The sequence below is a fragment of the Mesorhizobium sp. WSM4819 genome (assembly GCF_055811215.1).
Genome location: NZ_JBVVQO010000008.1, coordinates 1 through 25565 on the forward strand (window position 1 = coordinate 1; position 25565 = coordinate 25565).

25 protein-coding genes are annotated in these 25565 nt (G+C 61.2%); 3 read left to right on the top strand and 22 right to left on the bottom strand.

Going from position 1 to position 25565, the window contains the following annotated elements:
• Together groEL and AC0L18_RS09625 are read left to right on the top strand one after the other, a co-directional pair.
• Positions 1-1056, top strand: a 1056-nt coding sequence (gene groEL, locus AC0L18_RS09620; protein WP_473491861.1) for a chaperonin GroEL, incomplete at its 5' end; no start/stop codon positions are given.
• Between the two features lie 122 nt (positions 1057-1178).
• Positions 1179-1955: a sulfite exporter TauE/SafE family protein gene (locus AC0L18_RS09625; RefSeq protein WP_473491863.1), complete on the top strand. Its 777-nt coding sequence runs from the start codon at positions 1179-1181 to the stop codon at positions 1953-1955.
• A 367-nt stretch (positions 1956-2322) separates the two neighbouring features.
• Here the strand turns inward: AC0L18_RS09625 and ubiM are convergent, their stop codons facing one another.
• The 13 genes from ubiM to AC0L18_RS09690 form a co-directional block, all read right to left on the bottom strand.
• Positions 2323-3504, bottom strand: coding sequence for a 5-demethoxyubiquinol-8 5-hydroxylase UbiM (gene ubiM / locus AC0L18_RS09630; protein ID WP_473491865.1), 1182 nt, complete (start codon positions 3502-3504; stop codon positions 2323-2325).
• Complete coding sequence (locus AC0L18_RS09635) at positions 3504-3896, bottom strand: globin domain-containing protein (protein ID WP_473491866.1); 393 nt, start codon at positions 3894-3896, stop codon at positions 3504-3506. Before AC0L18_RS09635 ends, ubiM begins: the two co-directional genes overlap by 1 nt.
• Positions 3897-3930: 34 nt before the next feature.
• Entirely contained in the window at positions 3931-5832 is a 1902-nt protein-coding gene (locus AC0L18_RS09640) for a glycoside hydrolase family 127 protein (protein WP_473491868.1), read from the bottom strand.
• Entirely contained in the window at positions 5829-5951 is a 123-nt protein-coding gene (locus AC0L18_RS09645) for a hypothetical protein (protein WP_280174574.1), read from the bottom strand. Before AC0L18_RS09645 ends, AC0L18_RS09640 begins: the two co-directional genes overlap by 4 nt.
• Before the next feature lie 215 nt (positions 5952-6166).
• A complete protein-coding gene (gene ccoS, locus AC0L18_RS09650) occupies positions 6167-6322 on the bottom strand; it encodes a cbb3-type cytochrome oxidase assembly protein CcoS (protein ID WP_008871940.1) in 156 nt (51 codons plus the stop codon).
• Between the two features lie 36 nt (positions 6323-6358).
• A complete protein-coding gene (locus AC0L18_RS09655) occupies positions 6359-8602 on the bottom strand; it encodes a cation-translocating P-type ATPase (protein ID WP_473491869.1) in 2244 nt (747 codons plus the stop codon).
• A complete protein-coding gene (locus AC0L18_RS09660; protein WP_473491871.1) occupies positions 8599-9096 on the bottom strand; it encodes a FixH family protein in 498 nt (165 codons plus the stop codon). Before AC0L18_RS09660 ends, AC0L18_RS09655 begins: the two co-directional genes overlap by 4 nt.
• Positions 9093-10652: a cytochrome c oxidase accessory protein CcoG gene (gene ccoG, locus AC0L18_RS09665; RefSeq protein WP_473491873.1), complete on the bottom strand. Its 1560-nt coding sequence runs from the start codon at positions 10650-10652 to the stop codon at positions 9093-9095. The genes AC0L18_RS09660 and ccoG overlap by 4 nt, the downstream gene beginning before the upstream one ends.
• 155 nt (positions 10653-10807) lie before the next feature.
• A complete protein-coding gene (gene ccoP, locus AC0L18_RS09670) occupies positions 10808-11671 on the bottom strand; it encodes a cytochrome-c oxidase, cbb3-type subunit III (protein ID WP_473491875.1) in 864 nt (287 codons plus the stop codon).
• 2 nt (positions 11672-11673) lie between these two features.
• The gene (locus AC0L18_RS09675) at positions 11674-11823 is read right to left on the bottom strand and encodes a cbb3-type cytochrome c oxidase subunit 3 (protein ID WP_473491877.1); all 150 of its coding nucleotides are present in this window, start codon (positions 11821-11823) and stop codon (positions 11674-11676) included.
• An 11-nt stretch (positions 11824-11834) separates the two neighbouring features.
• Positions 11835-12566, bottom strand: coding sequence for a cytochrome-c oxidase, cbb3-type subunit II (ccoO, locus tag AC0L18_RS09680; RefSeq protein ID WP_473491879.1), 732 nt, complete (start codon positions 12564-12566; stop codon positions 11835-11837).
• Positions 12557-14188, bottom strand: a complete 1632-nt coding sequence (ccoN, locus tag AC0L18_RS09685; RefSeq protein WP_473491880.1) for a cytochrome-c oxidase, cbb3-type subunit I — start codon at positions 14186-14188, stop codon at positions 12557-12559. The genes ccoO and ccoN overlap by 10 nt, the downstream gene beginning before the upstream one ends.
• A 608-nt stretch (positions 14189-14796) precedes the next feature.
• On the bottom strand, positions 14797-15546 hold the full coding sequence (locus AC0L18_RS09690) for a Crp/Fnr family transcriptional regulator (protein WP_473491881.1): 750 nt from the start codon (positions 15544-15546) through the stop codon (positions 14797-14799).
• 154 nt (positions 15547-15700) lie between these two features.
• On the opposite strand from AC0L18_RS09690, the gene hemN reads away from it, so the two are divergent.
• Complete coding sequence (gene hemN / locus AC0L18_RS09695; protein ID WP_473492062.1) at positions 15701-17050, top strand: oxygen-independent coproporphyrinogen III oxidase; 1350 nt, start codon at positions 15701-15703, stop codon at positions 17048-17050.
• 151 nt (positions 17051-17201) lie between these two features.
• Here the strand turns inward: hemN and AC0L18_RS09700 are convergent, their stop codons facing one another.
• From AC0L18_RS09700 to AC0L18_RS09740, 9 genes are read right to left on the bottom strand one after another with little or no spacing between them, the layout of a single operon-like run.
• The gene (locus tag AC0L18_RS09700) at positions 17202-17474 is read right to left on the bottom strand and encodes a DUF2274 domain-containing protein (RefSeq protein ID WP_473491883.1); all 273 of its coding nucleotides are present in this window, start codon (positions 17472-17474) and stop codon (positions 17202-17204) included.
• Between the two features lie 12 nt (positions 17475-17486).
• On the bottom strand, positions 17487-18701 hold the full coding sequence (locus AC0L18_RS09705; RefSeq protein WP_473491884.1) for a TraB/TrbI/VirB10 family type IV secretion system protein: 1215 nt from the start codon (positions 18699-18701) through the stop codon (positions 17487-17489).
• 13 nt (positions 18702-18714) lie between these two features.
• Positions 18715-19740, bottom strand: coding sequence for a P-type conjugative transfer protein TrbG (gene trbG / locus AC0L18_RS09710; protein ID WP_473491885.1), 1026 nt, complete (start codon positions 19738-19740; stop codon positions 18715-18717).
• Positions 19730-20461: a conjugal transfer protein TrbF gene (gene trbF, locus AC0L18_RS09715; RefSeq protein WP_473491887.1), complete on the bottom strand. Its 732-nt coding sequence runs from the start codon at positions 20459-20461 to the stop codon at positions 19730-19732. The genes trbG and trbF overlap by 11 nt, the downstream gene beginning before the upstream one ends.
• Positions 20462-21784, bottom strand: a complete 1323-nt coding sequence (gene trbL / locus AC0L18_RS09720) for a P-type conjugative transfer protein TrbL (protein ID WP_473491888.1) — start codon at positions 21782-21784, stop codon at positions 20462-20464. It abuts the gene before it with no gap.
• 29 nt (positions 21785-21813) lie between these two features.
• Positions 21814-22539 (bottom strand): P-type conjugative transfer protein TrbJ, encoded by a 726-nt coding sequence (gene trbJ, locus AC0L18_RS09725; protein ID WP_473491890.1) that lies wholly within the window; start codon positions 22537-22539, stop codon positions 21814-21816.
• Positions 22536-24986, bottom strand: a complete 2451-nt coding sequence (gene trbE / locus AC0L18_RS09730) for a conjugal transfer protein TrbE (protein ID WP_473491891.1) — start codon at positions 24984-24986, stop codon at positions 22536-22538. Before trbE ends, trbJ begins: the two co-directional genes overlap by 4 nt.
• On the bottom strand, positions 24980-25252 hold the full coding sequence (locus AC0L18_RS09735) for a VirB3 family type IV secretion system protein (RefSeq protein ID WP_473491893.1): 273 nt from the start codon (positions 25250-25252) through the stop codon (positions 24980-24982). The genes trbE and AC0L18_RS09735 overlap by 7 nt, the downstream gene beginning before the upstream one ends.
• A complete protein-coding gene (locus AC0L18_RS09740; protein ID WP_008871922.1) occupies positions 25252-25560 on the bottom strand; it encodes a TrbC/VirB2 family type IV secretion system protein in 309 nt (102 codons plus the stop codon). Before AC0L18_RS09740 ends, AC0L18_RS09735 begins: the two co-directional genes overlap by 1 nt.
• Positions 25561-25565: the final 5 nt, after the last annotated feature.

Genomic DNA, 25565 nt, shown 5'->3' on the forward strand with positions numbered 1-25565 from the left:
TTCGTCACCAACGCCGACAAGATGGTTGCGGATCTGGAAGACGCCTACATCCTTCTCCACGAGAAGAAGCTCTCCAACCTGCAGGCCATGCTGCCGATCCTCGAGGCTGTCGTGCAGACCTCGAAGCCGCTGGTCATCATCTCGGAAGACGTCGAAGGCGAGGCCCTGGCCACGCTGGTCGTCAACAAGCTGCGTGGCGGCCTGAAGATCGCCGCCGTCAAGGCGCCGGGCTTCGGTGATCGCCGCAAGGCCATGCTGGAAGACATCGCCATCCTCACCGGTGGCCAGGTCATTTCCGAAGACCTCGGAATCAAGCTCGAGAATGTCGGCCTCAACATGCTCGGCCGCGCCAAGAAGGTGTCGATCTCCAAGGAGAACACCACCATCGTCGACGGTGCCGGCAAGAAGGCCGAGATCCAGGGCCGCGTCGCCCAGATCAAGCAGCAGATCGAGGAGACCACCTCGGACTACGACAAGGAGAAGCTGCAGGAACGTCTCGCCAAGCTGGCGGGCGGCGTTGCCGTCATCCGCGTCGGCGGTGCGACCGAGATCGAAGTCAAGGAAAAGAAGGACCGCGTCGATGACGCCCTTAACGCGACCCGCGCGGCCGTCGAAGAAGGCATCGTTCCCGGCGGCGGCGTCGCACTTCTGCGCGCTTCGCTGGCCATCACCGTCAGCGGCGCCAACTCCGACCAGACCGCTGGCATCGCCATCGTGCGTCGCGCGCTGCAGGCTCCGGCTCGCCAGATCGCGGCCAACGCCGGTGCGGAAGCATCGATCGTTGCCGGCAAGATCCTCGAGAACACGGGCCCGACCTTCGGCTTCAATGCCCAGACCGGCGAATATGGCGACATGATCGCCATGGGTATCGTCGATCCGGTCAAGGTCGTGCGCACAGCTCTCCAGGATGCGGCCTCGGTCGCCGGCCTGCTGGTCACCACCGAAGCCATGATCGCGGAGGCTCCGAAGAAGGAGTCGGCTGGCGGCGGTATGCCTGCCGGCATGCCCGGCGGCGGCATGGGTGGCATGGGCGGTATGGGCGGTATGGATTTTTAAGGTCCACGCACCTCAACAATCTCGATGGGCGGCAGCGATGCCGCCCTTTTCTCTGACGCGGAGCCAAGCCGGATGCCACATCCACAAGGCTACATACGGCGGCACTTTCACGGCGGACACCAATGACTGACTTCATTCTGTTCGCCATTGTCGGCTTCCTCGCCCAGGCGGTTGACGGCGCGTTAGGCATGGCCTATGGCGCGATCTCCTCCACCGTGCTGCTCTCCTTCGGTGTTCCGCCGGCGCAGGCTTCCGCCGCGGTACACGCGGCGGAAGTGTTCACCACGGCCGCTTCCGGCACGGCGCACCACTACCACCGCAATATCGACTGGAAGCTGTTCTGGCGGCTTGCTCCTTTCGGCATTCTCGGCGGCTGCCTCGGCGCCTTCGTGCTGACCTCGTTCGACGGCGACATGGTGAAGCCCTACGTCACGACCTATCTCGCTGTGATCGGGCTCTGGCTGTTCTTCCGGTCGTTCCGCAAGATCCCCAGCAATCCGGTTCCTACCCGTCTTGTGGCGCCGCTGGGCACTGTCGGCGGCTTCCTCGACGCTGCAGGTGGCGGCGGATGGGGCCCCATGGTCGTGACCGGATTGCTCGGCGCCGGCGCGCCGCCCCGCTACGTGATCGGCACTGTCAATGCGGCCGAGTTCCTGATCACGCTAGCGGTGTCCGTCACCTTCATCGTCGCGCTCGTCAGTGGGCACTGGCAGGAAGCGGGGGCGCTGTCGACACATGCAAGCTCGGTGCTGGGGCTGATCGTGGGCGGCATAGTCGCCGCTCCGCTTGCCGGATGGGTGCTCAAGGCGATTGCCGAGCGGACGCTTTTGCGGCTCGTCGGCTGCCTGATCATGCTGCTCGCTTTGTTCCAGACGGCCCAACAACTGGGATTCGTCTGACCTGAGCAAGCGGACTACCCTTCTAAGCCTTCGCTTTGCTTCCGGACATCATGATCGGCGGAACCGAAGTGAATCACGGACTGGAGGCGACTTGCCACCCTGGAAAACCTAACCTGCGCCACGAACAGCGTGTGGCACGCCAGTGATCAAAGCGTTTCCCATTCCCGCCTCGCCCGGCCCATCGGTCCCTGCTCGATGCAGTGACTGATGACGGCGGCGACCAAATAAAGCGCTGAGACAATACCTCTTCGGGGCGACATTTATGGCCTGCCGCGGGAAGCTGCCGCCTCTGCGTGCAGGGGCAGCGATTACTCCGGCGAATGAGACTCTCTTTCATCGCGCAAGGTCCAAAGCTGCTGGTACGGTTTCATCGCCTAAGCATGGCCGAAATGCCATGCCGCATAAAGGGAACATGTTGGGCAAACCGAAGCCCCACATGTCTTGCAAGCCGTGCCGCCGGGTGCTCGCTTGAGTAGAGTCCGACGACAATGTTCGTGCCATGGAAGAGCGGCGCCGCTGACAGGCGAAGCCACCTTTCGTATCCGTGCAGCATGTTGGGATCGGCAATCTCGCGACCGTCGCGACATGCTGCTAGGATTCCGTAGGCGAGTTGCTTCTGGCTGCTGATACCGATGTTGAAACCATGCGCAGTTACCGGGTGCATGCCGATGGCAGCGTCGCCGATGAGTGCGGCGCTGGGAGCTCGGAATTTGTGCGCCCAAGTCGTGACCAGCGGATAGGCATGGCGCTTGCTTACCAAGGTCATTTTTCCAAGGCGCCCTCGACACCGGTTCGTCAATTCCCTCAGAAACAAATGGTCGCTGAAGGCAAGCAGTCTATCGGCCTCGTTTGAGCGCAGGGTGAGCAGCAGCGACGACACGCCCTCCGCCAAGGGCAACATCGCTATCGTCTGATGGTGATCGAACCATTCGATTGCCACCTGGTGGTGGGCGCGCTCATGCCGTACCCGGCATATTAGCATGGAGTAGCCAAGCCGATTGATATCGGCGCCTATGCCGAGCAGATCACGAGTGGCCGACAGACGTGAATCGGCGGCAACCACAAGGCTAGCGTTCAACTGCACGCCATCAGACAGCGTTACGACTGCTCCTGTCTGGCTGGTTGTTGCATCTACGACCGAGTGGCCGCACAGCAGCCGCGCGTGATTCTGCAAGTGGATGGTCTTGAACAGCGCGTCGCGAATTCGGCAATTTGGGACCAAAACTCCGAGGGGTTCGCCAGACCCGCTGGGAGGATCGAAACGCAGAGCGAAAGGGCTCGAACCGTTGAGCACGCGGGCGCCGTGAAGCGGTGATTTGTCCGAAGCGGGGATGGCATCCCAGGCGCCGATCTCGCGAAGGATTCTGATCGAGGCGTGGGTCAGCGCGATTTCCCGACCGTCAAAAGGCGGATTGGCGAGAGTATCGATTGAGTTCTGTTCGACAACTGCGACCTTGAGTTGGCTTTGAGCGAGTGATGCGGCGAAGGAAAGGCCGACCGGCCCGGCTCCGACAACAACGATATCGAATCTGTCATCAGCGCCGCCCATCAGCGTGCCATCGCGGCGGCTATCCTCGTGAGACGCTGGTTGAGTTCAGCCTCCTGTCGTGCGCTGCGTTCCAATGCCCGCCGTATCGCCTCAAGGCGCAGGGCGGGAAAATCCGCATGTATCAGCAACGAAGCAGGAAAACGCCTCAAACTCGTACGCGGGTGATCGGACCAGCGCTCGCGTCCGCGCAGCCAAGCACATACCCAGCTAGCAAGCGAGATTGTCACGTCGGCAGTTTTTGACCGACGCGGCGCCCTTATCCCCCTGTATGCAGGGTCGGTTCCAATCAGGTCGTGGAACTCGTCAACCAGAGCACGGACCGGTGGACCGCCCGCCGGACGAATGAGAATATTATCTGAGGCTTCTGATGACTGCATCTTGTCGGCATTCATTGGTTGAGAAGTGGCCTCCCATACGGCGCTGAATTCAGCTTTCCAGCAGCCACACTTGCATCGAGCCTTTCGCCCGATTGTTCCAGAGATAATATGGCAGAGCGGTTAGCCGGCAGCCCGAAACGATCGGGGGCGCATTCCTGTACAGGCTGTCTCCCCACCCTTGGTCTTCGATACGCTCTGCGGAGGCGGTCAGCGTGACCACGCCATCGAAGAGATCGCCCCGTTCCACCGTTTCGATCCTGGCGTCTCGCGGCAGTTTGAGCTGCTGCACCGCCCCCCCGGGATTGTCGACCTCTTCAACGCAATAAACCAACGGCCCGCGCTTGAGCGCCACCCGGCCGATGTCCTGCTTGACCGAGGGATGAGCATAGATGCGCTTGGGAGAAATCGGTAGCTCGAGGGCGATGATGTCTCCGGCATTCCATAGCCGCGAGATCGCAAGATAGCCATTTCTGGTGCATGCCGTCACGTCGACTGCACATCCCCCGACCGAAGCTTCGGCTTCATGAGCCCAACCGGGAATGCGGAGGTTGATAGTGAACTCGGCCGGTGCGTCAGGGCTGACCTCGATCCTGATCGAGCCGAAAAATGGATAGGCGCTGGTTTCCCGCAGGAACACATTGCCCGTAGCGAGTTGGATGTTCGTCGAAACGCCGCCGTAGAGATGGAAGGCGATTGCGTTTTCACTGGCCGAGACGAAATAGCCTCCGATCGAAGCAATCAGGCGAGACGAATTCATCGTGCAGCATGGGCATGAGTGCCAGGCCCATCTGCTGCGTCGCCCATCGCTCTCGAGCGGATTGGAGTAGAAATAGCGCTCGCCATCGCGCGAAAGGCCGGTCAGCGCGCCGTTGAACAACGCCTGTTCCAGAACGTCGGCGTATCGGCCGTCGAGTTCGAGATGCAGCATGCGATGTGCCCAGAAGATCAGGCCTACCGAGGCGCAGGTCTCCGCATACGCCGTTTCGTTCGGCAGGTCGTAATCCTCAGTAAAGCCTTCATTCGCGGCAGCCGGACCCAAGCCGGACGTGATGTAGATTTTCGAGGAGATGACGTCGGCCCAGAGCACCTCGCATGCTTTCTTGAGGCTGTCGTCATTCAGTTCCGCCGCGAGGTCGGCCATGGCAGAAAGCATGTACATCGCTCGGACCGCATGTCCGACCACCTTAGTTTGCTCGCGCACCGGCCTGTGCGACTGGTTGTACTCATATCTTTTCGCCCTGAAATCCCTGGGGTTCTCCCCGCGCGCGACCGCTTCCTGATCGAAGTAGTGCGGCTGACGCCCGCGCTCATTCATGAAATAGGCCGCGAGGTCGAGATGCATTCTGTCTCCAGTCAAGCGATAGAGCTTAACGAGGGCCAGCTCGATTTCCTGATGGCCGCAATAGCCGCGCTTCTGGCCGGGGTTCGGGCCGAATGTCTTGCGCACATGGTCAACATACCGCTCAAGGATGTCCAGGAGCCGGCGCCGGCCCGTCGCGAGGAAGTAGGCGATACCGCCCTCGAGCAGATGTCCAAGATTGTAGAGTTCGTGATTGTCGCGCAGGTTGGTCCAGCGCTTGTCGGGCTCGCGCTGCAGGTACCAGCAGTTCAGATAACCGTCGGGAGCCTGCGCCTTTTCGAGATCATCGACAATGTTTTCGATCCATGCCTCGATGTCGGGATCACGCCTGTGTGACAGCGCGTAGGATGCTGCTTCTATCCACTTACCGGCGTCGGAGTCCCAGAACACCTGCCCGAAATCGTGCTCGTTGCCTGGGACGCTCAGTGGCAGCGACTGGTTCGGCAGTGTGAGGGACAGCAATACACCTTGCTTGCCAAGCTGGACGTGCTGGCTGGGGATGGTCCGTGTCAGCACCGTCTCCAGCCGCTCGCGCCAGAATTGCCCCTCCAGCGCGACATCAACGAACCGAACTGGCTTGAACTCGCTCATTCGAACGCATCGGCTCCTGCAATGACGTGCGCCGGCCTGCTAACGGCTTCGACAATGCCGGCGCCCCCGGCGAACACGGCCAGCACCTGATGCCGCTCAGCTTCCGTCCGGCTAGACATGCGTTCTCCCCTTGAAAAGACTCCTCCATTGAATCAGGGCGATGAGGAGACAGCACTGATCTGGGTCAGCCAGACACGACAAACCCGTGCCGCCGGTCTATTCGCTCCGTTGCACTTGGAACAGGTACATCGCCAGCGTTCTCCGGCCGTGCGAGGTACTTCGTGGCATCAGCTTGCATGGCGGAATGGGCGACGCAGGCCCTTGAGCGTCGGAATCAGCGTTCCGGCCTCTCGTCCCGGTCAATGAGGATACGCTCGGCGGCTCCGTCGAGATCCTCGTATTGACCACTCCTCAAGGCCCACAGGAAGCCAGACAGTCCAAGCCCGCCCAACAACAGAGCCACCGGTATGAGATAGACCAGGATTGTCATGAGGTTTGCGTCAATGTGCCGGTGTGGGAGCGGCTATCAGGCGGAGCAAGTTCTCCTTGGCACGTCTGGCACAAAACCTTGCAGCCTCGACGCATTGCCAATGACAAGCAGTGATGAGGCCGACATCGCGATTGCCGCAATCAATGGTGTTACCTGCCCCAAAATGGCGATCGGGACGGCAATGGCGTTGTAGACAATCGCGATGGCGATGTTTTGCCGGATCAGTCGTCCGGCCTTTCGCGAAACGTCGAGGGCAAGGGAGACGGCCGAAAGGCTTTCGTGCAGGAAAACGAAATCCGCAGCTTTGCGGCCGACATCGGCCGCCGTGGCTGGAACGATCGAGACATGTGCCGCGCCCAGCGCAGGGGTGTCGTTGAGGCCGTCGCCAACCATGAGCACCTTATGGCCGTCCTTCGCCAGGTTTTCAATATACTTGACCTTGCCCGAAGGAAGCAGCGCCGGAACAAAGTGATGTATCCCCAACGTCGTCGCGATCTCGCCGCATGCAGTCCCGGTATCGCCCGACAGCATTTTCACGGAAACTCGGGCGTTGTTCAATTGCTCGATTGCCGCCCTCGCGTCCGGACGCAGCGCGTCCCTGAAGACAAAGGACGCCACGATGATCCCGTCTTTGGTCAGAACCGTTCCGCCGTATCTGCTTTCGCCACCGGTTCGAGCCTTCCATGCAGCCCAACCACGCCGCCCCAGTCGCCAGGTGCTCCCCCTCGCGGTGGCTTCGATGCCGAATCCGGGGTGTTCGCTGACAGCCTTGAGCTTTGGCTGACCGGCGAAACCGGCAGACCTGGCAATGGCCTTCGAAAGCGGGTGACGGGAGTGCGCGGCCATATCGGCTGCGACTGCCAGGAGAGTCGGATCGATGGAAGACGCGTTGACGAGTCGGGGCTCACCGAGCGTAAGCGTGCCGGTCTTGTCGAACACCGCCGTATCGATCGCCGCCAGGCGCTCCATCGCCGAACCGTCCTTGACCATCACGCCATTTTCGAACAGGCGGCGCGCGGCGACCACCTGCACGATCGGCACGGCGAGGCCGAGCGCACAGGGACACGTGATGATAAGGACGGCGATGGCGATCGTCATTGCCCGGTGCCAGTCGCCGGTGGCCACCATCCAGCCGAGGAAAGTCACCAAGGCGGTCAGATGGACCACCGGAGCATAGAGCGCTGAAACGCGGTCGGCGATCCTGCGATAATGCGCGCGACCGCCCTCGGCGGCTTCCATCAGCCGGACCATTTCGGCCAGGAAGGAATCCTTTGCGGCGGCTGTCGCCTCGATGGTCAGCGGGCCTGTGAGATTGAGCGTGCCGGCCTGCACGGTTTCCCCTGACGCCACGGTTCTGGGTGTGCTCTCACCGGAAACCAGTGAACAGTCGAGATCGGAAGAGCCTCGAATAACCTTGCCATCGACGGGAATCCTTTCGCCGGCGGTGATCAGCAGCTGCAAGCCGGGTTTGATCTCCTCAACCGGCAGGTAATCGCGCGAACCATCCTCGCGAAGCACCATGGCGCCCCGCGCCGCCAGCCGTGACAGGCCGTTCACCGCGGTCCGGGCACGCTCGCGCATCACGTGATCAAGCGTGCGGCCGATCAGCAGGAAGAACAGCAGCGATACCGATGCATCGAAGTAAGCGTGGTCGCTATGGTTGATGGTTTCGTAAAGGCTCATCGCATAGGCGAGCGAGACACCAACCGCAATCGGCACATCCATGTTCATGCGGCCGTGACGCAATGCGTTCCATGCGGAGCGGAAGTAGATGCCACCAGCGAAGGCGAGCGCGGGGATGGCGATCAGTGCCGAGACCCAGTGGAACAGGTCGCGGGTCGCACCTTCAGCGCCGGACCAGACCGACATTGAAAGCAGCATGATGTTGCCCGCTGCAAAGCCGGCAACCCCCACGGCCCGGATCAGCTCCGATAGCGTCTTGTCCTTCTCCCCTGCCTCGGGCGCGAACAAATGCGCTTCGTATCCCAGCCGTCCAAGCGCGGCGACAAACGGTGGAACCTCATTTCCGCGCCACCGGATCGCAACCCGTTTCGTCGACAGGTTGACACGTACACCCTCGACGCGATCGAGTTTTCCAAGCGCCCTCTCGATACTCTGCATGCAGGCTGCGCAATGCACCGTCGGGACCGAGAGATCGGTTTGGTGCAGATCGCCGCCAAGCGAGCGGCTCGCCAGCCTGACCTCCTGGTTTGATGGCAGGACGGATATGCTGCTTTCCAGATCCAGCGCTGTTTCGGCGCCCGGTGCACAACAGCTCATTGTAGCGCTCCATGGGAAATTATAATTCGACGGACGTCGCGATAGGGTTCTGCGAGACCAGCATCGGCGTCGACTTGGACAATCCAGACGCCGTCCCTTGGCGTATGCTGGGCGGAAAATTCCTGGCTCGCGGCGAGCGAAAGCATGACGGCTTTGTCCTCGGCCTCGTAGGCGGGATGACGGAACAGGAGCCTGACGCCGTGCAACTGGACCGCTTTGCCGGCGGCATCGCTGAGGCCGTAGCGGACCTCGCCCCGTGCGATGGTCAGTTTGCCGGTCCAGCCGAGTGCGGCCTGCGCGCGCCCTTGCTCGGCTATCCGGTTGAACTGCTGGCTCGCGACATAAGTATTTTCGACGACAAGGCCGGTCCAGCTCGTGCTGGCGAGTGTTGCCATGGTCAGGTTCACACCAACGATCACGCCGAAAAAGCTAAGGATGATACGCAACATATGCCTGCCGGTGAATTTGCGGGGCCTTCGTGCATTGACGCTCATCTAACGATCTCCGGTGCGTTGAACGTGGCCGTGTATTCGTCCGACTCGAAGCTCGCCTTGTCCTCGACCCGGAACTTGAACGTCTGCGCTTGGGCATTGATCTGTTCCGCCGGCTGGCGGACGAAAACCTTCAACGTCTTCAGCCGGTCCGGTTCGACCGGAACGGAGAGGGAGCGATCCGCAGGCATGTCGATCCCGACGACGCTCATCTCGGCATTCGCCAGGCCCTGCATGGTGACGACAATCGTTCTTGGCTCTGGGATCATATTGAGCAGCTTGACGGTGTAACCATTGCGGATCGAACCATCGGATAGCGTGACGAACTGCGGATTGCGGTCGTGCAGAACGTTGACCTCGAGCCGATCGCGCGTCAGCAGCGAGTAGAGCAAGGCGAGACCGACCGCCGACCACGCACTCATGTAGACGAAGGTGCGCGGTCGAAAGATCTTGCGGACATGGAAATGGGCTAACCTGTCGGAGAAAGCGCTGCCGTCTGTCCGCACCAGCGACGGATTCACCGAGCAAGCGCCCCCTGCGGTCGCCGCCGCCATGTTGGCGTTGTAATCGGACAGCGTCGCATACGAGATTAGCCCACGGTCCTTGCCGAGTTTGTTCATTACGCCGTCACAGGCGTCGATGCAGAGCGCGCAGGTGATGCATTCGAGCTGCTGGCCGTCGCGGATGTCGATCCCCATCGGACAGACCGCGACACATGCATTGCAATCAACGCAGTCTCCAACCGGCTGCCCTGCGGCAAGAGCATTCTTGGCATGGCGCGAACGGGGTTCCCCGCGCCAGTCATTGTATGTCACAGTGAGCGAATTCTCGTCGAGCATGGCCGCCTGGATGCGCGGCCACGGGCACATGTAGGTGCAGACCTGCTCGCGCATCAGTCCACCGAATGTGTAGGTGGTTGCCGTCAGCACGCCGATGGTGATGTAGGCGAGTGGCGCAGCGGTGCCAGCGAAGAGCTCGCCAATCAGACATGGCGCATCGGCGAAATAGAAGATCCAGGCGCCGCCGGTCGTTGCCGCTATGGCCAGCCAGATGGCGTGTCTCGATACACGCAGCACAAGCTTGCGCGCAGTCCAGGATCCCGCGTCGAGCTTTATGCGAGCATTGCGATCTCCCTCGATCGCACGCTCTACAGCTAGAAACAGATCGACCCATACAGTTTGCGGGCACGCATAGCCACACCACGCTCGGCCCACCGTGGAAGTGACCAGGAAAAGGCCGATGCCGGCCATAACGAGAAGGCCGGCCACATAGTAGAATTCCTGCGGCCAAATCTCGATGAAGAAGAAATAGAAGCGGCGGTTGGTAAGATCGATCAGCACGGCCTGGTCCGGTGCAAACGGACCTCGGTCCCAGCGCAGCCAGGGCGTCAGATAGTAGATCGCCAGCGTGATCGCCATCACCAGCCATTTGAAGCGACGGAAATTACCCGAGATTCGCTTCGGGAAAACCTTCTTGCGCGGGGCATAAAGCGGCTCACGGGTGTTGGGGGAGTCGATCGCTTCTGCTCCGGGCGGTTCTGTCTGCGTTTTATCACGCACGTAGCATCTCCAGTCCCGCTGCCGCCCGTCGAACAGCCTCACCGTAGGCGGTCCGCCCCGTGTTGATGCAGGTCGAAGCCGGAATGGTGTCGAGGCCCGGCTCGCGCCGGGCCTCGTCGCTTGGCAGGGGGAGGGCCGAGAATAGGCTTCCGTTCCTATTCTCCGCCGCCAAGCGAATGGACATAAACCGCAAGTTCCTTGACCTTGACCTCGCCGAGACGCCCAACCCAGGCCGGCATGACGCCTTGCTTTGGCGCGCGAACCTGCGCGGCAATAGCCGTCTCGCCCGCCCCGTAGAGCCAGATCGCGTCGGTCAGGTCGGGTGCGCCAAGCTCCGTGTTTCCCTTTGCCTTATCGCCATGACAGGCGGCACAATTCTCGGCGAAAACATTGGCGCCGGGTATGACCAATGCTTGATCGCCAACAGCGCCGGAGAGACTCGAGACATAAGCGCTGACCTGTCTAATCTGCTCGGGCGTAATGATGTCACCAAAGGCCGGCATTTCCGAAAGGCGCGTGTCGGGGTCGGAGGCAAAGCGGATGCCGTGCGCGATTGTCTGCTGGATCTGCTCGGCCTTGCCACCCCACAGCCAGTCGTCATCATTCAGGTTGGGAAAGCCCTTCGAACCCTGGGCGCCGGAGCCATGACACTGAACGCAATTGACCTTGAACGCGGCGCCACCGGCCGCGATAGCGAATCCGCGCAACACATCGTCGGCAGCAATCTCGGAGACGGTCTTCGCCTGAAGGGCGGCAACATACTTGCCCTTGGCGACCTCGGCCGCTGCCAGCTCATTCTTGACATCGTTGCGGCTGGAATAGGCGAGCACGCCTCGGGTGGCGGAGCTCAGCATAGGCCATGCTGGATAAGCGATAGTGTAGGCGATCGCCCAGACGATGGTGACGTAGAAGGTGATCACCCACCAGCGCGGGAGCGGATTGTTGAACTCCTTGATCCCGTCCCATTCATGGCCGGTGGTCGAGACGCCGGAGACTTCGTCAATGTGCTCACCGCTCATGATCAGTCGTCCTTGAGAGGGATTTGACCAGCTTCGTCGGCTCGGGTCCTGCTGCCGGGACGGAGCGCAAAGGTGATGCATCCGACGAAGAACAGCACCATAACGAGGAGGCCCCAAGTGTCGGCAAACGCCCGCATGAAGTTGTAGGTCATCACCATTTTCCTCAGCGGTAACCGGCGGCTTCGTCGTAGTTTTTGAAATCGACCAGAGTGCCAAGCATCTGGAGGTAAGCGACCAGCGCGTCCATCTCGGTGACCTGTTGCGGATTGCCATCGAAGTCACCGAGCTTGGCCTTCGGATACCGCGCTTCAAGACCGGACGTGTCGACGTTGGGATCGGCCTGCGCCATGAGATCGGCATTCGCGCTCGCGATCATGTCGTCGGAGTAGGGCACGCCCACACGGCTGTTCGCGATCAGGTGCGTCGAGAAGTCCTTCACCTCGATCCGCGTCTCCCTCAGGAACGCGTAGCTCGGCATAATCGATTCCGGCACCACGGAGCGCGGGTCGGTAAGATGCTGGACGTGCCATCCATTCGAATAACGGTCGCCCACCCGCGCGAGATCCGGTCCTGTGCGCTTCGATCCCCACTGGAACGGGTGGTCGTACATCGACTCGGCCGCCAGGCTGTAATGCCCATAGCGCTCGACCTCGTCGCGGAACGGCCTGATCATCTGACTATGGCAGAGGTAGCAGCCCTCGCGCACATAGATGTTGCGGCCGGCGAGTTCGAGCGGCGAATAGGGCCGCATGCCTTCGACCTTCTCGATCGTATTGTCGAGATAGAAGAGCGGCGCGATCTCGACGATGCCGCCGATCGTCACCACCAGAAGGGAGCCGACGAGAAGCAGCGTGGCGTTCTTCTCGATGGCGGCATGTTTGTCCATCAAGCCCATTTGCTGGCTCCTGATCGCGCAGGTCGGACGGCGGCGGTGGGACGCGGCATCGGTTTCTCCTCGCGCTGGTAACCGAGGATTGTCATGGCGACGTTCCATGCCATGATAAGGGCGCCGGACAGGTACATCGCGCCGCCGATGGCACGCATGATGTAGAACGGATGCATGGCGGCGACAGTTTCGGCGAACGAGAAAACCAGAAAGCCCTGCTCGTCGTATTCGCGCCACATCAGGCCCTGCATGACGCCGGAGACCCACATCACCGCGGCGTAGACGACGATCCCCAGCGTTGCCAACCAGAAGTGCCAGTTCACTAGTCGCAGCGAATAGAGCCGCTCGCGGTTCCACAACTTCGGCACCATGAAATAGACCGCGCCGAACGAGATCATGCCGACCCAACCGAGTGCGCCCGAATGGACGTGACCGATGGTCCAGTCGGTGTAGTGCGACAGCGAATTGACGGCCCTGATTGACATCATCGGGCCTTCGAAGGTCGACATGCCATAGAAGGCTATGGCCATGACCATCATGCGGATGATCGGGTCCGTCCGCAGCTTGTCCCAGGCGCCGGACAGCGTCATCAGGCCGTTGATCATGCCGCCCCAGGAGGGCATCCAAAGCATGATCGAGAACGCCATGCCGAGCGTCTGGGCCCAGTCCGGCAGGGCGGTGTAGTGGAGGTGGTGCGGGCCGGCCCAGATGTAGAGAAAGATCAAAGCCCAGAAGTGGATGATCGACAGCCGGTAGGAATAGACTGGCCGGTTCGCCTGCTTCGGCACGAAATAGTACATCATGCCAAGGAAGCCGGCGGTGAGAAAGAAGCCCACGGCATTGTGGCCGTACCACCACTGCGTCAAGGCGTCCTGGACGCCGGAGAAGGCTGAATAGCTTTTTGAACCCACGAACGAGACTGGCATCGACAGGTTGTTGATCACATGCAGCATCGCGATGGTCACGATGAAGGACAGGTAGAACCAGTTGGCGACGTAGATGTGCGGTTCCTTGCGCTTCAGGATGGTGCCGAGGAACAGGACGAGGTAGGCGACCCAGACGATGGTCAGCCAAAGATCCACGTACCATTCGGGCTCGGCGTATTCGCGGCTTTCGGTGATGCCGAGCAGGTAGCCCGTCGCAGCCATGACGATGAACAGCTGATAGCCCCAGAACACGAACCAGGCGAGATTGCCGCCGAACAGCCGGGCGCGGCAGGTGCGCTGTACGACATAAAGGGACGTGCAAAGCAGCGCATTGCCGCCGAAGGCAAAAACCACGCCGGATGTATGCAACGGCCGCAAGCGGCCAAAGTTGAACCAGGGCTCGACGCTGAGATCGGGATAGGCAAGCTGCAGCGCGATGACCACACCAACCAGCATGCCTACGACGCCCCAAAACACCGTCGCGACGGCCCCGTAACGGATTGGACCGTCCATAAAAGCGGCGGGGTCTATCGGAACTGCAGGCTTGAACTCCGTATTGCGCAACAGGATCGCGGTGAAACCAGCTACGGCGAAGAACAACACCCACATATGCTGGCGGAAAGGTTCATCTACCCCGAAACCGGCAGCCACCAGGGCCGCAAAAGCAAACAGGCTTAGAAGCACGATCTCTGTGCCGAATTTCATCGCAAATCCCGATCTCGAATCCGGCGGACGCCAAATCCGCTGTGCATCAATTGCGCAGCCGCCGCCTGCTCGCCCTGATCCATGTCAGGGCCGCCCGTTTTGTTTCGGGCAGCATCGAGTTCGGCGCAATCAGATGGTGGCGAATGAAGAGGGAACGCAGCGCGGGCTTGCCCGCTCATGGACAAGTGGGGTGGGCTCGGAGCCGGGGCGGGCGTGGAGACGGGCGACACAATGAGGCGTGCCCATTCGTAAAAGCTGGGGCTCTGCGACGAGCTGAAAAGTACTGTCGTGGCTTGCTAAACCTCGCTCGCTTCGAATGGCTCGGGACGGCCAACGCAATCGTTGAGTTGCTTCGTGACGTTCACAGGTTCGAGGAGGGGCAATGTTGCCTCCACCAGCCGATTGCGCGTCGGCCACCTCGGGGATCAATGCTTCGCCGGCGAGCTGTCCGAAACACTCCTGGCGATTGTCAGGTGATCCGAGAGCGAGCGCGGAAGCTGTCGGGTTCATGCTGCCGCGGCATCACGAAGGTTGGCGACACATTGCATTCGAACGGGCGTGTCCCTGCCACTAATCGGAGTTGGCGACGCAGACCCCGCAGCTTGGGCCTATCTAAACTGCCGCGCCATTCGGCTGCCGCAACGCTGCTCCAGCCGGCTCATGCTGTCCACGATCACGCGGCGTTTGTTCTCGATCCGGATCACGCCGTCAGCTCGCAATCGCGTCAGCTGGCGGCTCACGGTCTCGTTCGTAAGTCCAAGGAAATCGGAGATGTCGGCACGAGTCAGCGGCAGATCGAACGACGCTGACCTGGCGGCCGGGTCAACACTGGAATCGATATTCCGGGCGATCATGACGAGAAAACTCGCCACCTTTTCCGATGCCGTCTTGCGCCCCAGCGTCACCATCCATTCGCGTGCTGCGTCGAGTTCGTCCAGCGTCTGCCTGAGCAGGCGATGCTCGAGTTCCGGTGATTCCTTCATCATCCGTTCCACGGCTGCCTTCGGAAACGAGCACAGCGTGACAGCTGTTGCCGCTTCCGCACTGATCTCGCTTTCCACCTTGAAGGGGCGTCCCAGAAAATCCGGCGCAAACCGGAGAGCTACGATCTGCTGGCGCCCGTCCGAAAGGCTCTTTGTTAGCTTCACCACGCCTGAAAGCACATTCGAATAGCTGTCGACGGCCTCGGCATCGCCGATCAGTTCGACTCCCGGCTCGATCTTGTGCCGCGAAGAAGTCTTGGCGAGCCCAACCAAACGGTCTGGATCGAGCGCACCGCAGACACCACGACGCCTTGCCTCGCAAGAGAGGCAAAGAACGGGAACGCCGGAACTGTGAATGTCTTGCCGTAATGTCATGCCGTTGCTCTACCCCTCTCCCAAGCGCCGACAGGGTAGCAATCTGAGGTAGAAAAATCCTTGCGGCAGTTTGTCCGAGTTGCTGACCGAAATCAGGGCTTTGGCTTGCCAACAAGCCCAGAATTCCAGCGATGCAAACATGGTGGACCACGACATGCAGTCCGAATTAGCTGCCCAGGTTGGCGAGAACGTCCCGCGCTATACCAGTTATCCGACTGCACCGCATTTCCACGCGGGCGTCAATCCGGCGGTTTATTGTGGCTGGCTGGAGGCGCTCAAAAGTGGCGGCGAGATCTCGCTCTATCTGCACATCCCCTATTGCGACAGACTCTGCTGGTTCTGTGCGTGTCATACCAAGCAGACGCGCCACTATGAGCCGGTGACGGCCTATCTGCGCTCGCTACACTCGGAGATCGCGACGGTTGGGGGTCTCGTCAGCGGCAAGGGCCATGTCCGCGCAGTCCACTTCGGCGGCGGTTCGCCCACCATGCTGAAGCCCGCGGACATGGTGGCGCTTGGCGCGATTTTGCGGGACAGCTTCGATTTTGTCCCGGATACAAAAATCAGCGTCGAGATCGATCCAAACGACATGGATGAGGCGCGCCTTGATGCGCTAGCCGAAATCGGCATGACCAGGGCGAGTCTCGGCGTCCAGGATTTCGAGCCAAAAGTGCAAAAGGCAATCAACCGCGAGCAAAGCTTTTTGCAAACGAAGGCTGTCGTCGACGGAGTTCGCTCCCGCGGCGTCGGTTCCGTCAATCTGGACCTGCTCTACGGATTGCCGCACCAGAGCAGGGAGAGCGTCTGTTCCACCGTAGCGCAGGCGCTGACCCTGGAACCGGACAGGATGGCGCTGTTCGGCTACGCGCATGTGCCCTGGTTCAAGAAGCATCAGACGATAATCAAAGAGGCGTGGCTGCCTGGCCCCACGGAGCGGTTGGCGCAATCGCAACTCGCTGCGCGAGCGATTGTGGACAAGGGGTTTGAAGCAATAGGGCTCGATCATTTCGCCAAGCCAGGCGATGTCTTGGCGATAGCGGCCCGCGCAGGGGCTTTGCATCGCAATTTTCAGGGCTACACGGAGGATTGCTGCGAGACACTGATCGGGCTTGGCCCTTCGTCCATCGGCCGTTTTCGCCAGGGCTACGTGCAGAACAATATTTCAACCGCCGAGTACGGAAGTATAGTCGCGCATGGCGGGCTGGCGGTTGTCCGCGGTATCGCGCTTTCCGACGACGACCGCGTTCGCGGCTGGATCATCGAGAGGCTAATGTGTGATTTCGCCTTCTCGGCAGTCGATCTGGTGGAACGCTTCGGCAAAGCCGGCCAGAAGCTCCTTCTCGAGTCGAGTACGATGGCTCTCCACGATCCCGTTCGATTGCTTGAACTGGATGGCGACCGTTTCGTCGTGCCGGCTGAAAGTCGCCCATTCGTCCGAAGCATCGCGGCCAGGTTTGACAAATATTTCCAAAGCGGAAGGGCCAGGCACTCGGTTGCAGTTTGAGCCAAAGAGTGCGGTCGCGGTGACGTGCTCCGCTGTTTGCCTCCATTTGGGAGTGAGCCTGTTCACGTGTGATCTTTGACGGATCGGGTTACATATTCAAGCGGAGTTAGCCCATCGAGGCTCGTGTGCGGGCGGTTCACTCATGCCTCGGTTACTCGGAATCTGAGCCTGCCAGACGCCGCGACTTCTCCGGCTTGCTGGACGTCGGCAACCCTTCTTTTCTGGCCTTGGCAAACGCTCGGTCGCCTTCCAGAAACCCCGCCAGCATGAAAGGGATGAGTTCCGCCACCGTTTCAGACTCGCCATAGGTCTGACGATAAAGGGCAGCATACTCCTTGAGTGCTTGGCCCAACTCCGCGCTGACGGTGATGGTAATCTTCGAAGGTGTTCGGTCTGGAAGCTTTCCAAGTTTCAAGTTGGCCATATTCACTCCCGCTCAACTCGCGTATGGCCGTAGCACCAGATCCTTGTGCACGATGACGCGCAGTGGCCAACCTGGGCGGATGGTGATGGTGGGCTGAACATTGAGGTTCTTCTCGGTGATGCGCTGGCCGGCTTGACTGACGTTCTGCTGAGTGGATTCCCGGATCGCTTTGACCAGATCGCTTTCGTTTTCTCCAAAACTTAACTCGGTGCCGACGCCCAGCAATGTGGCCAGCGCGACTCCCTTGATCAGCTGCCAGGTGTGGAAATCGACCTTGTCCTCGAGCCCGGCATAGCCGGCAGTGTCTGTCGCCGGCAGATTGTCGATTTCGATCGAAGAACCGTCTGGCAGTATTATTCGCCGCCAAACCAGAAGCGCCCGTTTTTGCCCAAAAGCGACGACGCTGTCATAGGTCCCGATCAGCCGCGAGCCTTGCGGGATAAGCAGGATGCTGCCGGTGAGCGTGTCGTGCACGTTCTCGGTGACCTGCGCGACGACAAACCCGGGCAAGTCGGAATTTATGCCGGTGATGAGACTTGCGGCGATCACGCTGCCGGCCATGAGCTGATTTGGCGAAGCTGGCGTCTGCAATGCATGCGGGTTGTAGATCCCGCTGGTGTTGCGCTGGCTGACAAAATCGAGCTTTCGTTGTTGATTGTTCTGATCGCCCTCAGCCGGGGCAACGGAATCTGACGGCCGAGCGGCATCAGATTGCGGAGGCGCCCCGAACGGCTGCTGGGCACTTTTCGCATTACCGCCGATGCCCGCCTCCTTGGGTTGATTTTCAATGCGGAAGAAGACTTGTGATTCGCGCGCCTCAATCGCTTGCTGGGCAACACGCTGCTCCTCGGCGGAGTTGTCCTGCCCTGGCGCGATGCCGAGCTGGCGCCGCCGCTCAAGGATGGGGCGACCCAGGTCGCCCGGCAGTGGTGGTCCAAGCACAGGATGGTTCGGCTTCACTCCGGAATAGTCCTTGGGAAGTGTTTCAAGTCCTTCAGGGGTTGGCTTGCGGTCAGTGTTGTAGAGATCTTCCGCCTGTTCTTTGAAGCGAAGCGCCGGTCCCTGCAGCGCCATCATCGTGACGCCCAGGATGGTACCGGACCCGACGGCAGCGATGGCGATGATCACGCCGCGCCTGAACCGCACGGCCCGGCGGGGCGAGGCCCGTAACTGCAGCTGCTCGGGATCGAGTTTTGGCGGAGCATTGGATGGGGAAGTGTCAGTCATAAGGCCCCTCTCCTCACCTGCTGGAGCGCGCAAAGAGAGATACGCGACGCGGCGGTTGCCGGCCGTCCGTCCTTGTGATGCGCACCACTTGCTGCTGCTTGGTGCCGAGGCGTAGTTCGGCCGCGGCGAAGAGCCGATCGACAATGTAGTAGTTGCCGCGCATGCGGTAGTTGACGAGCTGGTTGTCCCCGTCAGAGCCGACGATGAAGAGTGGCGGGGCCTCTCCCTGGTCTATGCGGCGCGGGAACTCGATGTAGACCTTGCTGCCATCATCGAAGGCTCGCGTCGGTCTCCAGGGCGGTGTGTCGCCCCTAATCGAGTAGCGAAAGCGAATGTTTTCGAGCGCCACGTTCGACGCCACCGGCATGGTAGCCTCGGCCTGAGCGTTACGCTGGCGGAGCGCGACGATTTGGTCCTCGCTGTACGTCCAGGAGATCGCCGCCATAGCGGTCTTATCGGTGCTTTGAAGCTGCAAGTGGTAGGTGCGTCGTTCCGTGGTGATCACCAGATTGGTGCTAAGCCCCGGCGCGAAGGGTTTTACCAGCACATGGGTGCGCTGGTCGTCACCGGTGCCGCTGACGGTATCGCCGATGACCCAGCGCACCGTGTCGCCGGCCGACACGGCTGTCAGTTTCTCGCCCGGCTGTAGGGCGATATCGGTGACGCGCTCCGGCGCGGCATAGAGCTGATAAAGCGCGCCATCGGTGAAGGGATAGACCTGCACCGCATTGACGTAGCCGTACCGGGTGGGTTGCTGCGTCGCCGCCTTGTTGGCGTCGGCGACGCGTTCTTCAGGAGGGCGCTTGTCGTAGGCGATTTTGCCCGGTTCTGGCTGCAACTGGCCGGGGAGCGGCAACGGCCTTGGCACCTCGACTATCTTGACCGGTGTCTCTGGCGCCTTCTCGATTGCCGCTGCTTTGAAGTCGGCAGCATCATACGAGATTTCAGGCGGCACTGGCTTCGATGAGCAGGCCGAGAGAACTGCTGCCGATGCGGATAGGATCAGTGCGGCACGGAACGATTGGGCTCTATTTGTCATCGGCGGGCTCCTTCGGGGAAACGGATGTCGGTGCGGCACTGTCTAGCTCGCGCGACCAGTCGATGGCGTTGATGAATACACCGAGCGGATTGTTGCGCAGCTGATCCGTATTGCTTGGCGGGCGGATCACGATGGTGAGGATCGCGGTCCAGCGCGTGGTGCTGGCAAGGCTGCCGCGCTCAAAGACCTGCTCAGTCCATTTGACCTGGAACGAGCTGTCGGAAGCCCTGACCACACTGGTCACCTGGACGGACACGCTGCGCGTTCCGATCTGACCGAAGGGATCGTTCGCCTTGGCGTACTCATTGAGGAAGAGTGCCGCACGGTCGGTGGCAAGGTCGTAAGCCGCCAGCCAGTTCTGCCGCACCAGCACCGGATCAGTGGAGACGGAACGGACATTCTGGATGAAGCGGCCGAGGTGCCAGGCTATCTCGGCGTCGGAGGGCTCGTAGTCTTGGATAGCCGGCGCGACGGCGCGTGCCTCGCCGAAGCGGTCGACCTCGACGACGTAAGGCACAACACGGCTCTGCATCGACTGCCATACGAGTCCGCCAGAGAGCCCGGTCGCCAAGGCCAGACAGCCGAGGGCCATGAGCCGCCAGTTCCTAGCCTGTACTCGAGATGAGCCGATGCGCTCGTCCCATAGCTGGGCGGTCTTTTGATACGGCGTGACCGGTTCGGGTGTCTTGCCGTAACGTTGAACGGGTCGCTTGAACAGCATCTAGTCGTCCTTGTCGTTGAGAGAGGGATTGGCGCTGCCTCCCGGGCTGTCGCCTTCACGGACAGCCTGCATGGCGGCGTGGCGGTGGGCACGGGCGGTCTGTTCGGAACGCAAGCGCCTTGCCCACGTCGGAGCGGCATTAGGATCTGCAGCGGTTGGGTTTCCAGTCATGGACGCGGTGGGCGCACCACCGGTCGCGGTCCATGCCGCTTCCCGGCCAGCATCGGCGCTGCGCCCGAACGTTCCCGCGGCAGCTCTTGCTGCTCGCATTGCGGCGCCGCCGGCGGCACTGGTCACGCCCTGCAATCCAGCAGCCACACCGGACAGGCCGGTGTGGGGCGAGGTTGCTCGCCCGATCTGCCAGGCCGTTAAAGCAGCCGATCCCATCGTTGTGCCGGCCCGAATTGCGGCGAGACTGCCGCCGGCTGCCATGCGCGCGCCAGCAAATGCCGTGCCTCCGGCAACGAGCGATGCACCAGCAGCCGCCGCAGTCGTGCCAAGTGCGGCGCCCGCGCCAAGCTGCGGCGCGCCGGACACTAGACCCGACGCGATGCCGGGCCCAAAGATGCCGAGCCCAAGCAGCGCCAGCGCGCCCAGCACCTGTGACATCGCGGCGGCCAGGTCCGGCTCCTTGCCTTGCAGCGCGGAAGCAAACTCGCCGAAGAGTGTGGAGCCGATGCCGACGATGACGGCAAGTACCATCACCTCGATGCCTGAAGAGATGACATTGCCGAGCACGCGCTCGGCCAGAAACGCCGATCGATTCCAGAGTGCGAAGGGAACCAGAACAAAGCCGGCAAGCGTGGTGAGCTTGAACTCAAGGATTGTGATGAACAGCTGAATGGAAAGGATGAAGAAGGCGATGATGACCAGGAACCAGGCCATGAGCAGCACGAAGATGGTGAGCGCGTTGCCGAAGATTTCTGGAAAGCCGAGCAGCTGACTTGCCTGATCAAGCAGCGGCCAAGCGCCTTCGAAACCGGTCGCGGCGATGCGGCCCGGGCGCAGGAGATTGTCTGGGGAGAGATTGCCGGAGGACGCGTTGATGCCGAGGCCGGCGAAGGAGCGATAGATGATGTCGGCGAGATTCTTAAAATTATTCAAGATGAAGGCGAAGACGCCGACATAGAGCACCTTGCGGGTAAGCCGGCCGAGAATGTTGGGCTCGTCGCCGATCGCCCAGGCCAGCCCGGCCAGCGTGATGTCGATGCCGATCAGGATGGTGGTGAGGAAGGCGACGTCGCCCGAAAGCAGACCGAACCCGCTGTCAATGTAGCGGATGAAGGTCTCCATGAAGCGATCGATGACGCCAAGGTCGTTCATGCCGCCGCCTTCCTCGTCAGAGTTGGTGATCAGTTGCCGGGATAGGCCGAGCCGGTACCCAGGAAGCGCTTGGTCGTCTCGCGGGCGGCTTCCTCGGACTGCGCCTTGCGCGCGGCATCCTCGGCCTCAGCTCGAAACTGAGTCGCGAGCAGCGTTTGGATCTGCATCTGCTGCTTGGTTGAAAGCGCGATCAGCTGATTGGTGGCCTGGCTTGCCTGAAGCGCACCGGCTGCCCCTTGGCTGCGGTTGACGAGATCGGCAAGCAGGTCGCCGTCGGCGCGGACGTTCTCGACGATCTGCGACTGGACCCGCATGGTCTGGCGGAACGCCTGCATGGCGCTCTGCCAGCGCTCGCGCGCAGCGGTTGCCACATCGCTGACCTTGACCGTGGCCTCGTAGCTTTCTGGATATTGGCTGCGCCACTGGTCTTGAAGCTTGCCCAGATCAAAGCTGAGGCCACTCGCCTGGTCCATCAAACCGTCAATGCGATGGAGCGAACCGGTGAGTTGGCCCACGGAAGAGAAATCCAGACGCTGAAGATTGCGCGCCATGTTCTGCAGCATGGTTGCCTGGTTCTGCAGCGACTGGATCTGGTTGTTGATCTGCTCCAGCGCGCGCGCCGCCGTCAGCACGTTCTGCGCATAATTGGATGGATCGAACACGATAAGGGCGTAGGCCGGCTGCACATAGTCGGCCATTGGCTTGGCGATCAGGGAAACGGTGATCAGGCTGGTGAAAAGACGGCGTCCAATCATGAGGATTGCTCCATGTCTGGTTGAGGGAATTGCTGGAGAAGCTGGGCAGCCCAATCGAGGCCGCGCGCGCTCAGAAAGCGGGAGGCAAAGCTGTCTTGCCCGTCTTCGGACTGGATTTTGTCGATCAGGGTCTGCGTCGCCGGATCGGAAGCGCCGCAAAGCGCAAGAGTGATGGGGCCAAGCCCGAGCTCGAAGAGACGGTTTCCGCTACGTGACTGAAGATAGTAGTGGCGCTTCGGCGTGGCGCGGGCGATCAATTCGATCTGCCGCTCGTTCAAGCCGAAGCGCTCGTAGGCTGCCCGCGCTTGCGGTTCCACAGCACGATCATTGGGAAGGAAAATGCGCTGGGGGCAGCTCTCGATGATCGCCGGCGCGATTGAAGAGCCCGCGATATCAGCCAGCGATTGCGTAGCGAAGATCACCGAGACATTCCGCTTTCGGAGCACCTTCAGCCATTCGCGGATACGGGCGGCAAAGAGCGGATTGTCGAGATAGAGCCAAGCCTCGTCGAGCATCAGCAGCGTCGGCCTTCCATCGAACCGCTCTTCAAGACGATGGAACAGGTAAGTGAGCACAGGCCGCACAGCGCCTTGGCTCTGCATCAGCTCTTCCGTCTCGAAACACTGCACATTCGATAAGGCCAGCCGATCATCATCGGCGTCGAGCAGGCGGCCGAAAGGACCGTCGAGTGTGTAGGGCATCAACGCGGACTTCAGCCCGTTGGACTGAAGCAGGACCGAAAGGCCGGTCAGCGTGCGTTCCTGCGCCGGCGCGGTGGCAAGGCTGGTGAGTGCCGACCAGATTGCCTCCTTCACCTCCGGCGTGACGGTGACATTCTCATGGGCAATGAGGCCGGCAATCCACTCGGCTGCCCAACTGCGGGCAGCCTGGTCGCCGATATTGCGCAGGGGCTGGAAGGCGAGCGCACCGTCAGCACCCAGCGCGTGGTGTTCTCCACCCGTGGCAAGGACTGCCGCGCGCGCCGAATTGCCTTTGTCGAAGACATAGACCTGCGCGCCTGCATAGCGCCGGAACTGCAGTGCAATCAGGGCAATCAGCACCGATTTGCCGGCGCCGGTCGGGCCAACGATCAGCATGTGGCCGACATCGTCGACATGGGTTGATAGCCGGAATGGTGTCGATCCGTTGGTCTCTGCGAACAGAAGTGGCGAGGCCTCTCGCTGGGTGACCTTGGCGAGATGCTCGTTCGCTGTAGGACCTGCCCAGACCGACGACAACGGCATGAGATGCGCAAGGTTCAATGTGTGAACGAGCGGCTGGCGAACATTGGCATAGATATGACCAGGCAGCGAGCCGAGCCACGCCTCGACCGCATTGACGCTTTCGCGGATGGTGGTGAAGCCGAGCCCATTGATGATTCGCTCGACCGCGCGAAGTTTCTCCGCGGCGGCTTGATGGTCCTCATCCCACACTGTCACCGTTGTGGTGAGATAACCGAAGCCGACATGGTCGCCGCCCAACGCCTGAAGGGCTGCGTCGGCATCGAGCGCCTTGTTGTCGGCATCGCTGTCGACCAGCGGGACAGGTTCGTTGGTCACGACCTCGCGCAGGATGGCCGCGATCGATTTGCGCTTGGCAAACCACTGGCGGCGCAACCGTGTCAGAGTCTTCGTTGCTTCCGTCTTGTCGAGCGGGATGAAGCGCGTCACCCAGCGATAGGCGAAATCCTGATGATTCAACGCGTCGAGAATTCCGGGCCGGGTGAGATTCGGGAATCCGAGGACGGTAAGGGTGCGAAGATGGTGTTCGCCGAGCATCGGCTCCAAGCCGCCGGTAAGTGGCGCGTCGACCAGGATGCCGTCGAGATACATCGGCGTTTCCGGGACAGCAAGTGGATGGCGGCGGGTCGAGATTGTGCCGTGCAGGTAAGTCAGGGTCTCGGCATCGTCGAGCACGCGCACCTCGGGCATGAAACCGGACAAAAGATCGAGGACCCGGTCGGTCTCGTCGCGAAACCGCGCCAGCTCCTGGGGCCAGTCTCTCCCGCCGCCAGATTGGTGTGCGTCAACCAGCGCCCTTTCAGCCCTCGCCCGTGCGTCCGGGGGCGGCATGAACAGCAAAGTCAGGTGATAGCGGCTCTCGTAATGCGCGACCTTGCCCTCGAAGGCCGCGCGTCGCTCTTCATCGACCAGCCAAGACGCGGCGTCGGGAAAGGTTGAGTTAGGATAGCCGAGCGCCTCTATGCGCTCGGCTTCGAAGAACAATGCCCAGCCGGAGCCGAGCCTTCTCAACGCGTTGTTTGCCCGGGCGCAGATGCCGACAAGTTCTGCTTCCGTCGCGCTTTCGAGATCGGGCCCGCGGAACCGTAAGGTCCGCTGAAAGCTGCCGTCCTTATTGAGCACGATGCTGGGCGCGACGAGCGCTGCCCAGGGCAGATGGTCCGCAAGTTTGTCGGCTTTGCTGCGGTATTCTGACAGGTTCAGCATGCCAACCATCCCTTCAGACGAAGGTGACGAACGAGCACGCTGGCGAAGTCTGGATCGCGTCTTGTGGCAAAGACCGCCAGCGTGTGGCCGGCAATCCACAGCACCAGCCCAGCGATCCACTGCTGCAAACCGAGGCCGATAGCTGCGGCCACCGTGCCGTTGAGGATCGCCACCGCTCGCGGTGCACCGCCCAGCAGGATGGCTTCGGTCAATGCCCGGTGAACGGGAACCGCAAAGCCCTCAATATGCTGCTCTCCAGCGGCCATCAGACGAGTGCTCCGCCGCCAAAGGAGAAGAAGGAGAGAAAGAAGCTCGATGCCGCGAAGGCGATCGACAGCCCGAAGACGATCTGGATCAGCCGGCGGAAACCGCCTGCGGTGTCACCGAAGGCAAGGGTTAAGCCCGTGGTGATAATGATGATCACGGCGATAATCTTGGCGACCGGTCCCTGTACAGACTCCAGGATCTGCTGCAGCGGCTGTTCCCAAGGCATGCCGGAGCCTGCTGCGCGGGCTGAGACCGTGAGAACAAGCACGAGCGCGGTGGACGAAAGAAAGCGAAGCTTCTTGCACATGAATT

What these genes read in the sequence shown, in the direction of transcription:
- AC0L18_RS09625 (WP_473491863.1), top strand. Translation starts at nt 1,179, where the DNA reads ATGACTGACTTCATTCTGTTCGCCATTGTCGGCTTCCTCGCCCAGGCG.
- ubiM (WP_473491865.1), bottom strand. Translation starts at nt 3,504, where the DNA reads ATGGGCGGCGCTGATGACAGATTCGATATCGTTGTTGTCGGAGCCGGG.
- AC0L18_RS09635 (WP_473491866.1), bottom strand. Translation starts at nt 3,896, where the DNA reads ATGAATGCCGACAAGATGCAGTCATCAGAAGCCTCAGATAATATTCTC.
- AC0L18_RS09640 (WP_473491868.1), bottom strand. Translation starts at nt 5,832, where the DNA reads ATGAGCGAGTTCAAGCCAGTTCGGTTCGTTGATGTCGCGCTGGAGGGG.
- AC0L18_RS09645 (WP_280174574.1), bottom strand. Translation starts at nt 5,951, where the DNA reads ATGTCTAGCCGGACGGAAGCTGAGCGGCATCAGGTGCTGGCCGTGTTC.
- ccoS (WP_008871940.1), bottom strand. Translation starts at nt 6,322, where the DNA reads ATGACAATCCTGGTCTATCTCATACCGGTGGCTCTGTTGTTGGGCGGG.
- AC0L18_RS09655 (WP_473491869.1), bottom strand. Translation starts at nt 8,602, where the DNA reads ATGAGCTGTTGTGCACCGGGCGCCGAAACAGCGCTGGATCTGGAAAGC.
- AC0L18_RS09660 (WP_473491871.1), bottom strand. Translation starts at nt 9,096, where the DNA reads ATGAGCGTCAATGCACGAAGGCCCCGCAAATTCACCGGCAGGCATATG.
- ccoP (WP_473491875.1), bottom strand. Translation starts at nt 11,671, where the DNA reads ATGAGCGGTGAGCACATTGACGAAGTCTCCGGCGTCTCGACCACCGGC.
- AC0L18_RS09675 (WP_473491877.1), bottom strand. Translation starts at nt 11,823, where the DNA reads ATGACCTACAACTTCATGCGGGCGTTTGCCGACACTTGGGGCCTCCTC.
- ccoO (WP_473491879.1), bottom strand. Translation starts at nt 12,566, where the DNA reads ATGGGCTTGATGGACAAACATGCCGCCATCGAGAAGAACGCCACGCTG.
- ccoN (WP_473491880.1), bottom strand. Translation starts at nt 14,188, where the DNA reads ATGAAATTCGGCACAGAGATCGTGCTTCTAAGCCTGTTTGCTTTTGCG.
- AC0L18_RS09690 (WP_473491881.1), bottom strand. Translation starts at nt 15,546, where the DNA reads ATGACATTACGGCAAGACATTCACAGTTCCGGCGTTCCCGTTCTTTGC.
- hemN (WP_473492062.1), top strand. Translation starts at nt 15,701, where the DNA reads ATGCAGTCCGAATTAGCTGCCCAGGTTGGCGAGAACGTCCCGCGCTAT.
- AC0L18_RS09700 (WP_473491883.1), bottom strand. Translation starts at nt 17,474, where the DNA reads ATGGCCAACTTGAAACTTGGAAAGCTTCCAGACCGAACACCTTCGAAG.
- AC0L18_RS09705 (WP_473491884.1), bottom strand. Translation starts at nt 18,701, where the DNA reads ATGACTGACACTTCCCCATCCAATGCTCCGCCAAAACTCGATCCCGAG.
- trbG (WP_473491885.1), bottom strand. Translation starts at nt 19,740, where the DNA reads ATGACAAATAGAGCCCAATCGTTCCGTGCCGCACTGATCCTATCCGCA.
- trbF (WP_473491887.1), bottom strand. Translation starts at nt 20,461, where the DNA reads ATGCTGTTCAAGCGACCCGTTCAACGTTACGGCAAGACACCCGAACCG.
- trbL (WP_473491888.1), bottom strand. Translation starts at nt 21,784, where the DNA reads ATGAACGACCTTGGCGTCATCGATCGCTTCATGGAGACCTTCATCCGC.
- trbJ (WP_473491890.1), bottom strand. Translation starts at nt 22,539, where the DNA reads ATGATTGGACGCCGTCTTTTCACCAGCCTGATCACCGTTTCCCTGATC.
- trbE (WP_473491891.1), bottom strand. Translation starts at nt 24,986, where the DNA reads ATGCTGAACCTGTCAGAATACCGCAGCAAAGCCGACAAACTTGCGGAC.
- AC0L18_RS09735 (WP_473491893.1), bottom strand. Translation starts at nt 25,252, where the DNA reads ATGGCCGCTGGAGAGCAGCATATTGAGGGCTTTGCGGTTCCCGTTCAC.
- AC0L18_RS09740 (WP_008871922.1), bottom strand. Translation starts at nt 25,560, where the DNA reads ATGTGCAAGAAGCTTCGCTTTCTTTCGTCCACCGCGCTCGTGCTTGTT.